Origin of the sequence: Ruegeria sp. YS9, assembly GCF_024628725.1 — a bacterium.
Lineage (GTDB): Bacteria > Pseudomonadota > Alphaproteobacteria > Rhodobacterales > Rhodobacteraceae > Ruegeria > Ruegeria atlantica_C.
The window spans coordinates 936926-953715 of record NZ_CP102409.1 but is presented as its reverse complement, the minus strand read 5'-3'; the positions used below and the strand labels follow the sequence as shown (position 1 = coordinate 953715).

The window sequence follows — 16790 nt, the reverse complement described above, 5'->3', positions numbered from 1 at the left end:
AAAGGGTCAACTGCCCCATTCACTCGGCGCCATGTCTGCAAAGGGTGGATTGTTGTCAAGCCCGTTTCAGGTCACCTGGGTTGTCAGCCAGGTCTCGATTTTCGAGGCCGGCCCTTCCCAACCCGGCTCCATGAACAGAAAATGCGCATGATCTTCGACCAGCAAAAAGGTTCCGCGATCCCCATAGCGCGTTGCCAGTGCGCGGCAGGTATCGGGGTTGACAGCCCTGTCTTCGGCACCCGAGACCACCAGAACCGGGCAGTCAACCTTGTCGAAATCAACCTTGATTGCGTGATGGTCATCGAACATCCAAAAGAACATTTCAAACATCACGCGCCCGCTTTCCGCGCCCAATCGGTCGAATACAGCGTGTTGCTGCGCCTCATCCATCTTGTTCAGAGCAAACGGGGCCATCAAATCGAACCCGACCCGCATCGGCTGCTTCCAGAACGGGCCGCCTTCCATCAAGGTGCGCGGTACAGCCCGTTCGTCATCGGTTTCGGGCAAGGTGCCCCAGGGTGCATTGGGATTGATCAGAACGGTGGCACTGGCCAAACCACGAGACGCCACTTGCTGTGCCACCACCCCGGCAATGGCATGCCCCAAAATGACAGGTTTGCGGTCCAGCCCCTGAACAAAATCGGCGATGTCATTGGCGTAGTCCATGACACTGGTATCGGTCAGACCCGGGTCGGGGTCCGCTTTCGGATCACCGTCATGGTAACGCAAGGCAGGAACGTGAACCGTCCAACCTCGGTCCCGCAAAAAGGCCGCGTAATCCTGCATGCACCAAGGTCCGGCAAATGCTCCGTGGATAAGAACGATTTCCTTGGTCATCGAAGTCCCCCCCTGCGCTGTTTCCAGTATGGGGATATGGAAAGACGTTACAACAGCCCGTGATCCCTGTTGCAGGACGGGTCACAGGTCCTAAGATCGGACCCATGAGTTTTGTGACCGACAATCAATTGCCCCTGCTGATCCTGTTCTTTGTCATCGGCTCAATCGGCACTGCCTTTCTGTTTCGCAAACCGGCAGGGCACCGGGCGTGGAAGCTGGCTGATCTGGTATGGGTTGTGCTGGGTGGCATCGGGGCGTTGGTCGCTGTCTTGGCCGGACTTTATTCGTCGGACAGCTCGCGTCTGGACCGACAGATCGACGTGGCCTATGCCGCAACGCTGGCATTTGACAGGGATGCGGCCCGGTTTCGCCTGCGGTTCTGTGATCCGGCCTATGATCCCGACACCGCCGTTTTATGCGAAAAGGTTGAATTCCTTTCAGCTTCGACCGCCAGCAACTCGGAACTGCCCCTGTTCATTGCGGTTACGAACGAAGTGGCGCCCTTACAGGGGCTTCACTTCCTGGTTGGGGGTCAGTCCAAGGATGAAATGGACGACATACGTGACATGGCCGCCAAGGCCGATGCTTTTGACATCGACCAGTTCCTTGTCTTCACTTCACTGGACGAAAGCACACAGACCGCCATTGACAACATGCGTCGCAAGGTTCCCGCGATTGCGGGCGACTATCTGATACTTGCGCAGAGCTACGACGACCTGATCGCGCAGGTCGGGAAGCTGAAAGAAGAATGGGAATACCTACAGGACAATGCTCATATTCTTGTCCTGCAAATCGTGGCCCTATGCCTTGTCAGTTTTGCGGCACCGTTTCGGCTTGGCAAATCCGTGGTCGAGCTGCGCACCACGTTCAACGTCGATAAGCCTGCGCCAGAACCTGCGGATCAGCCCCCAGAAAGTAACGCAGAAGAGTCCACAGGTTCCGAGCACCGCGCCGAATCCACCCCGCCCGCTCATACCGCTCCGCACTCGTAAAGGCGCGAGTATTCAGCACCTTTATCTTTGGCAACGCGCGCACCAAAGCCACATCTTCCATCAACGGCTGGTCCGGAAACCCGCCTGCCGATTGATACGCGTGACGCGGAACCAGCAATCCCTGATCTCCGTAGGGCAATCCCAGCAGCCTGCTGCGCAGATTGGCCCAGCCAGCCACCCAGGCCGGCGCGATCCCGCGCGCGCGGAACGCCAGCCGAAAAGCAGCCGGTTTGCCCGAAGGCAGGTGGGCGCTCACGGTCTCGCTCCATCCCTGTTGCAGCACTGTGTCCGCATGAAGGATCAGCAACCAATCCCCTTTGGCCTGCGCGCAGCCCCGGCGCAGCTGACCACCTCGGGAGGGCGGGCCGGTCACAACCTTCGCGCCGGCCTCTTCCGCTATATCCAGCGTGTGATCGGTTGAGCATGCGTCGCTGACGATCAACTCTCGGATCAATCCGCCATGCAGCCCTTCCATCAGGGCCTCGAGGCAGGCCGGCAAGGCGTCAGCGGCATCAAAGGTCGGAATCACAACGGAAATGGGTGCGGGCACGTCTGATAACCTCTGGTCTTGGCATCGGAACTTCCTATATCACGAGGCCTGAGGAAATGACGAGGACCAAGCCATGCCCACCCGCCGCATACTGCGCCTGTCCGGCTCAGATACCGAAAGCTTTTTGCAGGATCTGATTACAAACGACATTAAAGGGTTGGACAACGGGCTGGTCTACGCCGCTCTGCTTACACCGCAGGGCAAGTACCTGGCGGACTTTTTCCTGAAACGAGATGGCGATGGCGTTCTTCTGGATGTGGCCGAACATCTTGCGGATGATCTGGTCAAACGTCTGACGATGTACAAGCTGCGTGCGAATGTGACGATCGAGGGAACCGATCTGAACCTGCAACGCGGCACCAAGGCTGCGCCGGAAACCGCCCTGCCCGATCCCCGCCATCCGGACATGGGCTGGCGCACCTATTCCACAGAACCCGAGGGCGATGACGGAACCAACTGGGATTCGCTGCGCGTCCGGCACTGCATTCCCGAGTCAGGCATTGAGCTGACCCCGGACAGTTATATCCTGGAATCCGGGTTCGAAGCACTTAATGGCGTGGATTTCAAAAAGGGCTGCTACGTCGGACAGGAAGTGACTGCGCGTATGAAGCACAAAACCGAATTGCGCAAAGGTCTGCGACGTGTCGCCGTTCGGGACTCTACTCCGGCAGGGACCGAAATCACGGCAAATGGCAAACCTGTCGGGACTTTGTACACACAGTCAGGCGGGCACGGGATTGCGTACCTGCGATTTGATCGCGCAAGCGGAGAGATGCAGGCCGGTGATGCCACCGTTCGCCTAGAGGACTAAACCAACCTTGTTGCCTAAACGGCACGTCCGGCACAGCAGCTTGCATCGTAAAGTTTGAACCCGTTGTCCTGCACTGCCACAGTGCAGGCAAACAGGGCAAACCGGATACCCGCATGTTTCGACTTTACTCCGCGATCTGGCGCGCCAGTGCCGGGCGGCAAATCATACTCATCCTGCTGTCCATCGCCATTGCAGGCCTTGCCGCCGTGCCGCTGGAGTTTCAGCGCGACATCATCAACCACCTGACCTCCGATGATGTCGGGATCGAGAAACTGATCCAGTTGGGCATTGGCATGATGGCGGTCATCCTGCTGAGCCTGGCACTGAAATGGGTGCTGGGGTTTCGCGCCGGAACCTTGGGTGAAGATATGATACGCCTGATCCGCCAGCGCTTGCTTTGGCGCTCGACCGACCTGAAGGAAACCGGCGAAGACCTTCGCAAGGGCACCATGACCACAGCCATCTCGGCTGAGGCTGAAGAATTGGGGAAATTTGCGGGCGGCGCTTTCTCGGATCCGGTCGTTCAGATCGGAACGCTGATCAGCGTCATCGGCTATATCTCATCCACGCAACCAGGTCTGGGGCTGATTGCGTTGTCGATGATCGTTCCGCAGATCATCATCGTACTGGCCTCGCAGCGCAAAGTGAACGCGTTCGTGGCGGAACGCGTTCGCATTCTGCGCAGTGCCACGGACCGGCTTACGACCGAGGATATCGAAGCCGTCGAGCGGGACATCAACACCATGTTCGATGACATTTACGACACGCGTCGGCGGATGTTCCTGTGGAAGCTGTCGGCAAAGTTCCTGCTGAGCGTTATCAACGGGGCCGGCACCGTCGGCATCCTGATGCTGGGGGGATATCTGGTCCTGCAAGGGAAAACGGATGTCGGCACCGTGGTTGCCGCTACCAGTGGGCTCAGCCGCATTCAGGGGCCCACTGCCTTTCTGATCGCATTCTATCGTCAGGTCAGTGCCAATCGTATCAAGTACGAACTGATGCTGGAATTGTTCGGCCCGGATCCAACCCGCTATCGCCATCGACCCAACGCATAAGAAAAGACCGCGCGGCGGGTACCTGCGCGGTCTGATGCGTAACGTGACGAAACGTCACGCGCGTTCGGAATATTCCATAGTTTCAGTGTTCACGACGATCATTTCGTCCTGGCCGATGAAGGGGGGAACCATGACTTTCACGCCATTGTCCAGCAGCGCGGGCTTGAACGAATTCGCCGCGGTCTGACCTTTCACCACCGGTTCGGTCTCGACGATCTTGCAGGTCACTTTCTGCGGCAGCGTCGCGTTCAGCGCCTCACTTTCGTAGAATTCGACAACAATGGTCATGCCATCTTGCAGAAACGGACGGCGGTCACCCAGCAATTCTGCTGGTAATTCAATCTGTTCGTAGGTTTCAGAATCCATGAACACCAGCATCCCGTCGGATTCGTACAGGAATTGCTGATCCTTTTGTTCCAGACGCACGCGTTCAACCTTGTCCGCCGAGCGGAAGCGTTCGTTCAGCTTCGAGCCATTGCGCAGGTTGCGCAGTTCCACCTGTGCAAAAGCCCCGCCTTTGCCCGGCTTTACATGGTCAACCTTGACCGCTGCCCACAGGCCACCGTTATGCTCAAGCACATTGCCGGGGCGAATTTCGTTCCCATTTATCTTGGGCATTACATAAATCCTTCACAAACGGTTGATGCATCAGTTGCGGTCCCTATATCTGGCGGGATCACACCTGACAAGACAACGACACCTAGTGCTGCACTTGCAGCAAGCCATGCAAGTGACGCAACGCAACTATGCATTTTAGCTGTATCCGAATCGCACCTAATAGGTCATAAGGACCCTCACGCCGAAAATGCAAGAGCAAGAACAACAAGGAAGACGAGATGAGAGATTTCGTTGACGGCACTGCCTTTAACAATGAGCAAGGCAATCGTGCGCGCAAACTTTTCGCGGCCGTTGTCCTGGCTGCGCTTGATGATGCTATCGCCGATGACAAGAAATACGGCAACGGCCCCGAACAAATCGCCCGCTGGGCGCGTTCGCGCGATGGGCGCGAAGTGCTGTCCTGCGCAGGAATTGACCCGAACGAGCGGGTTGTCAGCGGATTGATGGAATTCGTTGGACGCGGTGTCCGCACCTCGGTTGCCCTGTCGCGTGAAGAAAGCGAACGCCGCAACGCTGCACAGCAAGCCGAAGCTGCCTGAATCAGGGCGGATTTGGATTGAACAAACGCGCTCTGCCTATCAGAGCGCGTTTTTCTATGCCTGATCGTCGGGCATGAAGCCAAAGGCTCAAAAGAACAACAGCCATTGCCGCACCACCCAGAATTCAGCCGCCAGCATGGTTGCGAACAGGGCTTTGCCCCAGACCGGCAATCCACGCTGCCACAGCAGAACATATGCAGCCAGACAGACAAAGGCTGACACCGGCGCCACCCACAAGGCATGATGATCGCTGTCCCAATAGCTGACAGGACTGTGGAACACCCAGTCGCTGACGGGCCAGAACTGTGGCCGTCCGTCGCCCGCATGAAGCAGGAAATCTGTCGCAAGATGCAACAGACCCGCCGCTGCGCCGACAGCCAGAACCTGCCAACCTCTCCAGAGTGCCAGCAGGAATGCCAGCCCCCAGAGGATAAAGGAATTGTCTATGGCGAATACGGTCTGCCAAGCCGGGGAATAGTAAAGCTGCCCGAAGACCACCTGTTCGGGAACGCCCAGAACAAACAGGGACACGCCCGCCATCACGTATAGGGACAGATCCGGCAATAAAGCTCCCAGGAGCGCAGCCCAGAGGATACGTCCTTGCGGCGGCCGGGCAAACACGGCAGCCCCGATCAAAAGATGCGCTGGCGTATTCATCCGGGGCTTTCCCTTTCGGCTCAAATCAGATCATCTGCGCCCAGACTTATAGGAGACAAAACATGGTTCGCGCCATCATGATTCAAGGCACCGGCAGCAATGTCGGAAAATCGGTTCTGGTGGCCGGGCTGGCGCGCGCCTACACGCGTCGGGGGCTTCGGGTCGCGCCGTTCAAACCGCAAAACATGTCGAACAATGCTGCCGTCACCGAAAACGGCGGCGAAATTGGCCGCGCACAGGCCCTTCAGGCCCGTGCGGCAAAGCGGGCACCCCACACGGACATGAACCCTATTCTGCTGAAACCTGAAACCGATACCGGCGCGCAGATCATCGTTCAGGGGCAGCGCGCTGGCACGATAAAGGCCGGTGACTATCGCAGGGACAAATCCAAGCTGCTGGGCGCAGCGTTGGAAAGTTTTGACAGGCTCTGCGCCGACGCTGATCTGGTTCTGATCGAGGGCGCTGGCAGCCCGGCTGAGACCAACCTGCGCAAAGGTGACATCGCCAATATGGGATTTGCCCGTGCAGCGGACATACCTGTTGTACTGGTCGGGGACATTCATCGTGGCGGGGTGATTGCGCAGGTCGTTGGCACTCAGGCCGTGCTGGACGAAGGCGACGTGGCGCAGATCAGGGGTTTTGCCATCAACCGTTTCAGGGGCGACGTGTCCCTGTTCGACGAAGGCCGTGATGATATCTCGACCCGAACTGGCTGGCCCTGCCTTGGGGTCGTGCCATGGTTTCACGACGCCTGGAAACTGCCGGCCGAAGACATGATGGACATCCGCTCCCATACAGGCGGCGCGTGCAAGGTCGTTGTGCCTCAGCTGGAACGTATGGCGAATTTCGACGATCTCGATCCGTTGTCCGCCGAACCCGGCGTGAGCGTCGAGGTCATTCCCGGCGGACGTCCCCTGCCCGGCGATGCGGATCTTGTTCTGCTGCCCGGAAGCAAATCCACGATCGGAGACCTGAGCTATTTCCGCGCACAGGGCTGGGATATCGACCTCTATGCCCATGTTCGCCGGGGCGGCCATGTCCTGGGATTGTGCGGCGGCTATCAGATGCTGGGCAAAACCATTTCCGATCCCGATGGCGTGGATGGCCGACCGGGCAAGGTTGATGGATTGGGATTGTTGAACGTCGATACCGTCATGGGCGGCCAGAAACAGGTCATCCTGCGTTCGGCCCATGCCCTGCCCGACCGGGAACCGGTCAGCGGGTACGAAATCCACATGGGCCATACCGACGGCCCGGACCGCGCCCGCGCATGGCTTGAGATCGAAGGCAGACCAGAAGGCGCCGCCAGCAGCAACGGCCGGGTCAAGGGCAGCTATCTGCATGGCATTTTCTCGTCAGACGCATTTCGCGCCCGCTATTTGTCAACGCTGGGCGTGACGTCGGACATTGCCTACGAAGACGGTGTAGAGCAGGCGCTGGATGATCTTGCCGATCATCTGGAGCGCCACATGAATCTTGACCTGATGCTGAGCCTGGCGCAGCCACCACAGCGTGGCTGAATCTTATCCCAGATCTTTCGCGGCGAGCGCGCGGGCGATTTCCCGCCGCACCATTTTGCGCACGTTTCGCGTGATCCTCTCGCCCATCGCGCCTTGCAACTCCTGGCGGACAACTTCCGCGATCATGTCGCGCAATGTCTCTTCGTCCAAGTCGGTTGTCGCGACGTTTTCCACCACTTCAGTGTCACGACCGGTTTCAGCCGGTTGCGCTGCCCGGATGAACTCTGCGTTTTGTGCCGAATCGGCCTCAGGCTGCGAATCCTCCGGATCTTCCCGGTCAGTCAGAACGACGGTCCTCGCGGCCGCGAATTCCTCTTCGACATTCCACGGCAGGGATTGCGTCGGTGTGCCGGAATAGGCGTCTGCGCTGTCGCCATCCGGCTCCCATTGGTCCTCGGTTTGCGCGATCGCCGCTTCCAGCGCTTCGATCTTGGCACTCAGGCTGATCGCGCGATCATCAGTCGATCCGGATTCCGCGGCATTTGCCTCGGTCGCGTCATCCGCTGTGTTGGCCGGATCACCTGCCCTGACAATATCGCAGGCCCGCAGCAGCATCGGCTTGGCCGACCCGGCAACATCGGTTGACGGCTTGTCGGGCATGACCTTGGGCTGAGCGGGTTTGCTGATGCGCAGCGCGTCCGTCAGCACCAAACGCCCCGGCTTGCGCGTTGCACCCTGTTGATCCGAGGAGGATTTACCGCGACTGTCTTCACTGACCAGACGTTTGACCGAAGACAGAACGTCTTCGATCCCTGCTTTCACGACATTATCAGACATTGTTCTCTACCGCTCTATCGTTGGATCGAGTGTAGCCAAACAATCCGAGCCCTACAACAAATAGTATTGCCGGTTAATCCCGACGCAACGCTTTGAGGACTCGATCCAGATCTTTGCTCTGTTTGCTGACACGCGCGGGGGCTTTCTTGACCAGGTTGTAATACAAAGTCGGGTCATAGATCTGAACCGCCAGGCCCAGACGTTCCGCCGTCAAAAGGCCCTGCGCCTGCAACAGCTGAAACGCTGCGCGGGATCGTTCCGTGCGGGATGCCACTTCGGCCAGTTGCGCGTCCAGCAAATCCTGCTGAGCATTCAGAACATCCAAGGTGGTCCGGGCACCCAAGGTCGCTTCTTCCCTGATGCCATCAAACGCGACCCGCGATGCGCGAACCCGTTCCGTCGAAGCCCTGAGGCTGGCGCTGGCCGCCTGAAACGCCGCATACCGGTCCGTGACGCCCTGTATGATGTTCTTTTGCACGTTCAGAAGGTTCGCACGAGACGCATCCCGGTTTGCCATGGCACGCCGCACATTCGCGGCCAACCGGCCGCCGGCGTAAATCGGCTGTGTAAAGTCCAGCGAAACGGTTGCGTCATTCACATAGTCGTTGTTGTCATAGCTTTCCCGCACGCCCGCATCCGCGTTCAGGCTGACATTCGGCCCAAGGTTGGCCCGCTGTTGCTGGACAATCAGATCAAAGGCCCGGACCTGATGCTGCGCCGCCAGAATCGCCGGGTGGTTGCGTTGCGCGAGGCTGATTGCCTCTGCCTCGCTCCGCGGCAGATTGGGCAGGCTTGGTTGACCAGCCGTCCGCCCTGGCGCCTTGCCGACCGCGTTGACATATTCAGCCTGCGCGATGCTCAATTCACCGCGTGCAACCGCAAGATCCGCCTGCGAGCTTGCCAACTGCGCCTCGGAAAGCGCAACGTCCGTGCGCGTCACTTCGCCGACTTCGAAGCGGTCATTCGATGCGCGAAGTTCTTCCGCCGAAACATCCACGTTGTTCTGGCGAATTGCGACTGTTTCTTCCTGAAGCAGCACGCCCAGGTAAGCATTCACAGCGCGGATAAGCACCTGTTGTTCAATATCGATCAGGGTTTGCCGTGTCGACAGAACCGTTTCCTGCGCCGATTGCTTGCCCAGAACCGAGGCACCACCATCATACAGAAGCTGGGTCAGCCCCAGCCCGGTAAAAAATCTGGACGGCTCGGTCGTCGTGACCACATTGTTGGTCCGAGACCGGGTATAGTCCTGGCTGACCTGCACGGTCCAGTTGATGATCGGCCGCAATGCGGCAAGCGCGATCGCCACGTCTTCATCTGCCGCGCGCAGAAGCGCCCGGTTCTGCTCCAGCAAGCCGCTTGTGTTGTATGCGCCGATGAAGGCGTCTGTTATGTTGTCAGCCCACGCCGGACGCCCTGGCATAACGCTGATGGCAAGTCCTGCGGTCACTGCGAATGCCTTGACCAGCTTGCCTGTCGCTGAACCACGCATACCGAAATCCTCTCAAACGAAATTACACTGCCCTGAAGGCAGTTTGCGGTCTTCTTTTCAACTAATCAAGGCGCCAGCCGAATCTATCGGCGAACTATAGCGAAAATGCACACTCCGCCGAAAAGTTCTCTAGTATCGGTGCACTGGCGTTGAAGGCATCCCGCCAGCTGACCCGGCCTCCGGTCTTTCGACCGATCCGCACGGTCCCAAGATTTCCTTCAACAAACAGGCAGGCGATCCGGCCATGTTCCTTGAGCTGATCCAACAGAGCATCGGGAACCCGTTCAACACCGCCCTGCACCATGATCGCATCGTAAGGACCGTGTTCAGCCGCACCCTGGTCCAAAGGACCGACGTGGATGATGGCGTTGTCCACATCCGCCTCAGCCAACAGGCTTTGCGCCTCGGACGCCAGCGAGTCGTCGCTTTCCACACCAACAACCAACTGGGCCATACGCGCGGCAACCGCAGTGGAATACCCTGTCGCCGGAGCGATATCGAGAATCATCTCGTCGTTTGAAATGTTGAGCGCATCCAGCATTTTAGCGAGCGTTCTCGGCTCGAGCATACAGCGCCCGTTGCCCAGATCGATCACAGTGTCGGCATAGGCCGCCTCACGCTGTGCGTCAGGTACGAAGTTTTCGCGCGGGACATTCAGCATCGCCTCAATGATCGGGAACTTTGTAACATCCGAAGGTCGGATTTGCGTATCAACCATAGTGCGGCGCCGGGCAGCGAAATCTGTCATAGGATCTCTCGAGTCATTCCCAAAGTTAACCGGCTTGTGCCACATCCTGAACCGCCCAGCAACGGCCCTGTTGACGCAACCCCCTGCGCCTGAGCGTTTTCGGTTGCGGGCTTCGGCAAATTTCAATCTCATCGTCAAAATTGCGCGCAATCCTCTGGACGCCCCTTGGGAAAGCTGCTAAAAACCCACGCACACCACGACAAGTATTTGATATTACTTGAAAAGGCGAGTTGGCGGAGTGGTGACGCAGCGGATTGCAAATCCGTGTACACCGGTTCGATTCCGGTACTCGCCTCCATTTAAAAACAATCACTTACATCACTCCTTGCCGTGTTTGAGACCCCGCGTTTACAGGGGCGTTTACATTTTTGTGTCTTGAGACAGTGATTTTGCTCGATTGAGCTTGCGCAGAACCGCATCGCTTTCGTCCGGGCTAACCTGCGCATAATGCTCGATTACCTGCGCGGCATAGCGAACCGACCACCCCATCAGCACCGCAATCTGACGCAGGGACAGATCGGCATTTAGCAGTCTTGTCGCTGCCGTCCCGCGCGTATCAGACAAAGTCTTCTCCCTGCCGTCGATCCAAGGGGGGATCTGAGCTTCGCGCCGCCACTTGGTGATCTGGTTCGATGCCCAACGGGCCGTCAAAGGCCTGCCAAGCTCTGACACCAGCAGCACCTCTTGGCCTTCCGGCGTCTCTGCGATCAATTTCTCAAGTGCCGATGTGGCAGGGATATATGCGATCTGGCCGCGCTTACTGGTCCTGAAACGAAGGCGCTTGCCGTGCGGCGTATCTTCGAATTGGTCCATTTTTACCTGAACCAGATCGGCCGCTCGCAAGCCGGTTTCGCATCCGGCGGTCAGGATCCTTTGGACCCACTTGGGTGCATGTTTGTTGAACTGTGCGATATCGCCGCTCGTCCAGATGATTTCTGTGCGGTTCGATTGGTAGAGCTTCTTGAGCTTGTGGCAGTGATGCTCTTTCAGCTTCCCCTCTTCCACGGCCCAATTGAGGACGCGCGTCGCATGGGTGCCCGCCATATCGTGCTGCTTGGGCGAGTGAAGCCACTTCTTGCGCCAATTGTTAACCTCGCCCCGCGAGGCGCGCTCTTCGAACATCGCAACAGGATCGGCACCGAATTCTTCGCGAAAAAGTTCCAACCATTTGCGGATATCAGCCTTTGAACGCTCAGCCTTGGGCAAGGACGCGCTGGACAGAAAATCGTCGACCAAGTGAGTCGTCAGATATTCGGCAGGGCTCACGGGCGTACCGCACTGCGAAAACGCATGGAAGAATTCGGGTTCTTTGGGGTTTGGGTCCGTCCCTTCCCAAAATTTTGGGCCGCCCCGCCAAGCATAGAAATGGTAGCGAACACCGGACACAACCTTGCGTCGGACGCGGTGGACGCCCTTGGGAAGGTTACTTCTGGGCACGGCGCGCTCTCCGCTGTGCAACGAGGCTCGGTTGCGAAGTGGCCTCGCGTTCGGTGACGCTGATGCCCTGAACAGCATCCAATCGCGCGCGAATGAGTTTCGGGTCATACCACCCGCGCCGCCCTGGCACCGGAGCGATACCCGTCCTACGGCAGAAGTCATAGAAGGACGCGCTCGGCTCACTGTAGCCGAAGAGAATCGCAAGCTCTGGGGTCGGAATCAGCTGAATATGGCTTGGGCTCATTTTTCGGCCCTCTCACCCACGGCTTCTTGCCGCGACATGGCTGCCCGCAAACAAGACACCACCTGAGCGCCTTGCGAGCGCAAGTTCCGAACGGCCTCCTCTTCAAGCCAGGCTTTCACGTCCGCTGGAAGGTTAAGTTTGAACTGGGTTGTCTTCATATTTACACCTCAACAAAAGGACATAAAATGTCCATATCATTGAGGACAAATATTGTCCATCATACAATCATGAAAGAAGAAGCCTTGGTCCAATTCAAACTCTTGCTTCCTGCCGCGCTCAAGAAGCGTCTGGAAACGCATGCAACACTGAACCGGCGCAGCCTGTCTCAGGAAATCGTCGTCGCCCTTGAGGAGAAGTACCCGGCTGCAGAACCGGACGCGACGTCGGATCCAGCAGCCCGGATGCTCTTCTGGCTTGCCAAACGCATCCGTCGAAGAAACCCGAAGCCCGGAACTCCCCGAGATAAGCAAGCCGCCCTATATGAGCGCATTGCGGGCGATATCGCGGAACGTATGAAGGACATCGGCGAATAGCCTCAGTAGGCCACCCACTCATATCCGTGGTTGCCCTCGTGATCTCTCCATTCGACACCGACCCCGCGCCGCCAATTTGACGACGAACAGCGCCGCGTCGGCAGAACCCATTGTGGGGCAGCTGCAGGTGTCGTGCGCTGCCAGCCGAATTCGCCCTGCGTGCCATAAGTCCCGAGGCGCATGTTGTAACTCTCGGAACAATCATCGTCGCGACCGCGTTCGCGATGGCTGTAGTGCCGCACATCCCAGACGCGGATCGAGCGGACAAAATCAAATTCCAGACCGCTGATGTCGATATCGGCACCGCCTTCAGCCAACTGAGCCTGAATAACCTGGGCGAGTGTCTGACCATTGGGGTTGTTGGCCTCCCAGATCTTCGGGGCCGTGCTTTGCAAAGGCGCAAGCTCAGAAACACCCATAGGGCAGCGCCAGATTTGCAACGGCGGCTCAATCGGCCAGGGCGTGATCCGACGGATAAACACGGCGCGGGCATGGGCACATTCTGCTGACGCGGGCCACCCACCAGCCAGGCAAAGCAGAATGGCACAGTCGACTTGGTAGGCCTTTGCCGCCTGCGGGGCCACGGTTGAAAAAAGAGCTACGACAGCTCCGGCGGTCCAAGTTCTGATAAGTCTGCACCACATAACAATAAATGCCTCATGATAACATTACTGCATTATTGACACCGTACCTCCAACCCGGGCCATCACACCATATGCGAGTATAGCGATTGTGATGTTCGCGCGCGCTTTGTGGAATATATTCCGTAGAGCGGTTCTTGTGATCTGGCCGAATAGAGGCCATGAAATTACGGGAACGAGTAGGGTTAAATGTCCGGAATCTAAGAAGTTCCAGAGGATTGAGCCAAGAACAGCTAGCTTTGGCCGCGAACATCGATCGCAGCTATATCAGCGAGATTGAACTCGCCAAAAATTCAGCATCAATCGATGTTCTGGAGCGGATCGCGGATGCCCTCGAGGTCGATCCCAAGGAATTGTTTAACGAGAGGGGCTAGTTTTGCCCAAACTTGAGAGTGTTCGCACAACGGCCGAAGCCATCGGCCGTATTTCATGCATCAAGACAGGTGAAGAAATCGGTCTGCTGTATCAGTGGGACAACGGCGAGACGCAGGCTGCGCTGTACGATAATGACATCGCTACAACACAAGTCTGCTCAGACCACTCCGCTGAACCGGACGTTGGCTTAAAACGCGGCTAAAGTCGGGAAAGAGCCCACACCGGAAGTCCTTATTTTGTGCTGCGTGCGCTCGCAGCACGGATTGTGCTGCATTGGCGAAGGTTTTGATGCTGCAACACGGTGTAAGAAGCAGCCATTCGCGCAATCTGGAGCTTTGGTGTGGCATTCAAGGATCAGGTCGCGGAGCTTCCCACGTCAAAAAACCAAGGCAAAAAAGCTAAACACCATCGATGGGCTACAGCGTGTCGACCCGATGCTATGCTCCAGACGTCAGCGCGGCGCTGACGTCTGGGTTTGGAGGGAGGATTGGAGGGCATGTTATGCCACGAGTCCAACTTCCCGCAGTCACCCCAAAACGCAAAGCTTGGAACAAAGGGCGGATAATCGGCCAGAAACGGCCGCTGTTTCCCAAACAAGTTTGGGCAATCCGCGCTCGGCTCGAGATTGCAGGCTACCTTCGCGACCTCGCGCTGTTCAACGTCGCGATTGATAGCAAGTTGCGAGGGTGCGACTTAGTCAAACTCGCCGTGACCGATTTGGTCAGAGATGATCGCGTTCGCGAACGAGTGTCGGTGATCCAAAGCAAAACCAATCAGCCGGTTCGGTTTGAACTGACTGAAAACACGAGAGAAACGGTTACTGCTTGGGTTAGATCGCCTGAAATGATCGGCCGCCTTTTCGTGTTTCCCAGCCGATTTCATGACCGACCTCACATCTCCGCGCGGCAATATGCTCGACTTGTTCGTGATTGGGTGACTGCAATTGGACTGGAACCCAGCGGTTACGGCACTCATTCGCTCCGTCGGACCAAAGCTGCCGAGATATATCGCAAGACTGGCAACCTTCGCGCGGTGCAGCTTCTGCTTGGTCACACAAAAGTTGACAGTACGGTGCGATATTTAGGCGTTGAGTTGGAAGATGCTCTGAGTATTGCGGAGCGCATCGATATCTAAGCAATGTTGGCGAACGGTGCTTACCGTTCGCCAGATCATAAGAGATCTGAGATCACGCGACGTCGAAAACGAAATGCGAACCCATAGTCACGGATGCTGCGGTCGAAGCGGGCATTGCGGCTGTTCCCTGCGGCTGCAAAATCTGGGTTTGGTCGAATCCGCAGGGTTGTGGGACGTTCCCGTCGTCGTCAGGGTGAGCGTGCAAGAGGACGCGTCCAAAGTCAGCTAACAGCTTGCGTCTTTTCAGAAGTTCGGCGGTGAACATTCTTGATTGGGCGATGCTTTTTGTCTATTAGTGCACCATGGGATTGACGATGGCGTCGTCACTAACCGAATTCCGATTAGAGCATCCCTATCCAACCATCCTGAACGCCGGGATCTTGCTTTGCCGCTCTTGTGGTGAGGGAAGGTGCAACCGGTATGAAGCACGCTCCTCCTCGTCACACTCGGCCTGAACAGGAGTATACCGATGTCCGGAATATCCGAGTTTGGCGTTGCAGGACAGCGCCCAGATTTTTACCGTTTTCACCAAGGCGAAAAGGTGCTGCCTTTTGCCGACGCCGAATATGAAGCACGCTTGACCAAGCTGCGTGCGGTCATGGCCGATGAGGGCATTGATGCCTGCGTGTTAACCTCAATGCACAACGTCTCCTACTACTCGGGCTTTTTGTATTGTGCGTTTGGTCGGCCTTACGCTCAGGTGGTCACAGCGACCGAAACCGTCACGTTCAGCGCAGGCATCGACGCGGCACAGCCCTGGCGTCGTGGCTATGGTGACAACATCACCTACACTGATTGGCAGCGGAACAACTATTGGCGTGCGATCCAGTCTGTGACGGGGTCCGGTAAGGTAGTCGGATTCGAAGGGGATCACATTTCCTATACACAACTGGGCTTGATGGATGAATTCCTGGCACCCTCTGTCAAGAAAGACATCGCGCCGACAACCATGCGGTTGCGCATGCACAAATCTGAGGCAGAGATCGAACTGATCCGAGCAGGTGCCGCGACAGCGGACGTTGGTGGATATGCCATCAAGGACGCGATCAAAACCGGAGCGCGCGAGATCGACGTTGCCATGGCCGGACGCGATGCGATGGAATTGGAGATTTCCAAACGGTTCCCAGATTCTGAAATCCGCGACACATGGGTCTGGTTCCAGTCTGGCATTAACACCGATGGCGCGCACAACCCTGTGACCTGCCGCAAACTAGAGCGCGGTGACATCCTCAGCCTCAATACCTTCCCGATGATCTCGGGCTACTACACGGCGCTCGAGCGCACACTTTTCGTCGAGGAGGTGGATCCGGCCAGCCTCAAGGTCTGGGGAGCGAATGTCGCTGCCCATGAATACGGAATGAGCTTGCTCAAGCCGGGTGTGTCCTGCGCCGAGGTCACGCACAAGATCAACGACTTCTTTGCGGAGCGCGACATGCTGCAGTACCGGACCTTTGGATATGGCCATTCCTTTGGCGTTCTGTCGCATTACTATGGCCGTGAGGCAGGGCTTGAGCTGCGGGAAGATATCGACACTGTGCTTGAACCGGGGATGGTGATCTCGATGGAGCCAATGCTGACGATTCCTGATGGCCAGCCCGGCGCAGGCGGCTACCGCGAGCATGACATTCTGGTCATCACCGAAGACGGTAACGAGAACATCACCGGTTTCCCCTACGGACCGGAGCACAACGTCGTCGGGTAAACAGTCCTGATCCAAGGTATGAGCGGCTACAGCTGCTCATACCGGCTCTAGCTGTGAGCTTTCAGCAGGTTGTCCATTCGATCCAGACCGAGTTGGTTGGAGTTACCAAGCACCAACCTTGTTCGGAG

General features: G+C 57.4%; 18 protein-coding genes, 1 tRNA gene and 1 pseudogene. 11 read left to right on the top strand and 9 right to left on the bottom strand.

The features are described from left to right. Positions 1-66: 66 nt before the first annotated feature. Positions 67-837 (bottom strand): alpha/beta hydrolase, encoded by a 771-nt coding sequence (locus NOR97_RS04925; RefSeq protein ID WP_257600397.1) that lies wholly within the window; start codon positions 835-837, stop codon positions 67-69. A gap of 104 nt (positions 838-941) precedes the next feature. Here NOR97_RS04925 and NOR97_RS04920 point away from each other — a divergent pair. After that, a pseudogene (locus NOR97_RS04920) lies at positions 942-1697 on the top strand (hypothetical protein); the annotation flags it as partial. 7 nt (positions 1698-1704) lie between these two features. Here NOR97_RS04920 and NOR97_RS04915 read toward each other — a convergent pair. Next, positions 1705-2379, bottom strand: a complete 675-nt coding sequence (locus NOR97_RS04915; protein WP_257600396.1) for a TIGR04283 family arsenosugar biosynthesis glycosyltransferase — start codon at positions 2377-2379, stop codon at positions 1705-1707. Positions 2380-2452: 73 nt separating this feature from the next. Between NOR97_RS04915 and NOR97_RS04910 the strand changes: the two genes are divergently transcribed. Together NOR97_RS04910 and NOR97_RS04905 are read left to right on the top strand one after the other, a co-directional pair. Then, positions 2453-3190, top strand: a complete 738-nt coding sequence (locus NOR97_RS04910; protein ID WP_257600395.1) for a folate-binding protein YgfZ — start codon at positions 2453-2455, stop codon at positions 3188-3190. 113 nt (positions 3191-3303) lie between these two features. Next, the gene (locus NOR97_RS04905) at positions 3304-4245 is read left to right on the top strand and encodes an ABC transporter transmembrane domain-containing protein (RefSeq protein ID WP_257600394.1); all 942 of its coding nucleotides are present in this window, start codon (positions 3304-3306) and stop codon (positions 4243-4245) included. Between the two features lie 54 nt (positions 4246-4299). On the opposite strand, the gene efp is transcribed toward NOR97_RS04905, so the two are convergent. Next, positions 4300-4863: an elongation factor P gene (efp, locus tag NOR97_RS04900; RefSeq protein ID WP_170346480.1), complete on the bottom strand. Its 564-nt coding sequence runs from the start codon at positions 4861-4863 to the stop codon at positions 4300-4302. Between the two features lie 218 nt (positions 4864-5081). On the opposite strand from efp, the gene NOR97_RS04895 reads away from it, so the two are divergent. After that, the gene (locus NOR97_RS04895; protein WP_037310273.1) at positions 5082-5402 is read left to right on the top strand and encodes a DUF6280 family protein; all 321 of its coding nucleotides are present in this window, start codon (positions 5082-5084) and stop codon (positions 5400-5402) included. An 87-nt stretch (positions 5403-5489) separates the two neighbouring features. Here NOR97_RS04895 and NOR97_RS04890 read toward each other — a convergent pair whose 3' ends face one another. After that, complete coding sequence (locus NOR97_RS04890) at positions 5490-6059, bottom strand: cobalamin biosynthesis protein CobQ (RefSeq protein ID WP_257600393.1); 570 nt, start codon at positions 6057-6059, stop codon at positions 5490-5492. A 62-nt stretch (positions 6060-6121) separates the two neighbouring features. On the opposite strand from NOR97_RS04890, the gene NOR97_RS04885 reads away from it, so the two are divergent. Then, positions 6122-7579, top strand: a complete 1458-nt coding sequence (locus tag NOR97_RS04885) for a cobyric acid synthase (RefSeq protein ID WP_257600392.1) — start codon at positions 6122-6124, stop codon at positions 7577-7579. 3 nt (positions 7580-7582) lie between these two features. Here the strand turns inward: NOR97_RS04885 and NOR97_RS04880 are convergent, their stop codons facing one another. From NOR97_RS04880 to NOR97_RS04870, 3 genes are all read right to left on the bottom strand, one after another. Then, positions 7583-8356, bottom strand: coding sequence for a hypothetical protein (locus NOR97_RS04880; protein ID WP_257600391.1), 774 nt, complete (start codon positions 8354-8356; stop codon positions 7583-7585). Between the two features lie 73 nt (positions 8357-8429). Further along, positions 8430-9848 carry a TolC family outer membrane protein gene (locus tag NOR97_RS04875; protein ID WP_257600390.1) on the bottom strand — a complete coding sequence of 473 codons (1419 nt, stop codon included), beginning with the start codon at positions 9846-9848 and terminating at the stop codon, positions 8430-8432. 94 nt (positions 9849-9942) lie between these two features. Then, complete coding sequence (locus tag NOR97_RS04870; protein ID WP_257600389.1) at positions 9943-10596, bottom strand: protein-L-isoaspartate O-methyltransferase; 654 nt, start codon at positions 10594-10596, stop codon at positions 9943-9945. A 224-nt stretch (positions 10597-10820) separates the two neighbouring features. Here NOR97_RS04870 and NOR97_RS04865 point away from each other — a divergent pair. Then, positions 10821-10894, top strand: a tRNA-Cys gene (locus tag NOR97_RS04865). A 62-nt stretch (positions 10895-10956) separates the two neighbouring features. Here NOR97_RS04865 and NOR97_RS04860 read toward each other — a convergent pair. Continuing rightward, complete coding sequence (locus tag NOR97_RS04860) at positions 10957-11832, bottom strand: site-specific integrase (protein WP_257600388.1); 876 nt, start codon at positions 11830-11832, stop codon at positions 10957-10959. 672 nt (positions 11833-12504) lie between these two features. Here NOR97_RS04860 and NOR97_RS04855 point away from each other — a divergent pair. Then, positions 12505-12810 carry a hypothetical protein gene (locus NOR97_RS04855; RefSeq protein WP_050673817.1) on the top strand — a complete coding sequence of 102 codons (306 nt, stop codon included), beginning with the start codon at positions 12505-12507 and terminating at the stop codon, positions 12808-12810. Between the two features lie 2 nt (positions 12811-12812). On the opposite strand, the gene NOR97_RS21195 is transcribed toward NOR97_RS04855, so the two are convergent. Then, entirely contained in the window at positions 12813-13454 is a 642-nt protein-coding gene (locus NOR97_RS21195; protein ID WP_374041602.1) for a hypothetical protein, read from the bottom strand. A 215-nt stretch (positions 13455-13669) separates the two neighbouring features. On the opposite strand from NOR97_RS21195, the gene NOR97_RS04845 reads away from it, so the two are divergent. The 4 genes from NOR97_RS04845 (at position 13670) to NOR97_RS04830 (ending at position 16662) form a co-directional block, all read left to right on the top strand. Then, the gene (locus tag NOR97_RS04845) at positions 13670-13825 is read left to right on the top strand and encodes a helix-turn-helix domain-containing protein (protein WP_233486594.1); all 156 of its coding nucleotides are present in this window, start codon (positions 13670-13672) and stop codon (positions 13823-13825) included. A 2-nt stretch (positions 13826-13827) separates the two neighbouring features. Then, positions 13828-14028: a hypothetical protein gene (locus tag NOR97_RS04840; protein ID WP_257600386.1), complete on the top strand. Its 201-nt coding sequence runs from the start codon at positions 13828-13830 to the stop codon at positions 14026-14028. A 299-nt stretch (positions 14029-14327) separates the two neighbouring features. Beyond that, on the top strand, positions 14328-14960 hold the full coding sequence (locus tag NOR97_RS04835) for a tyrosine-type recombinase/integrase (RefSeq protein ID WP_050687576.1): 633 nt from the start codon (positions 14328-14330) through the stop codon (positions 14958-14960). Positions 14961-15429: 469 nt separating this feature from the next. Beyond that, entirely contained in the window at positions 15430-16662 is a 1233-nt protein-coding gene (locus tag NOR97_RS04830) for an aminopeptidase P family protein (protein WP_050687573.1), read from the top strand. Positions 16663-16790: the final 128 nt, after the last annotated feature.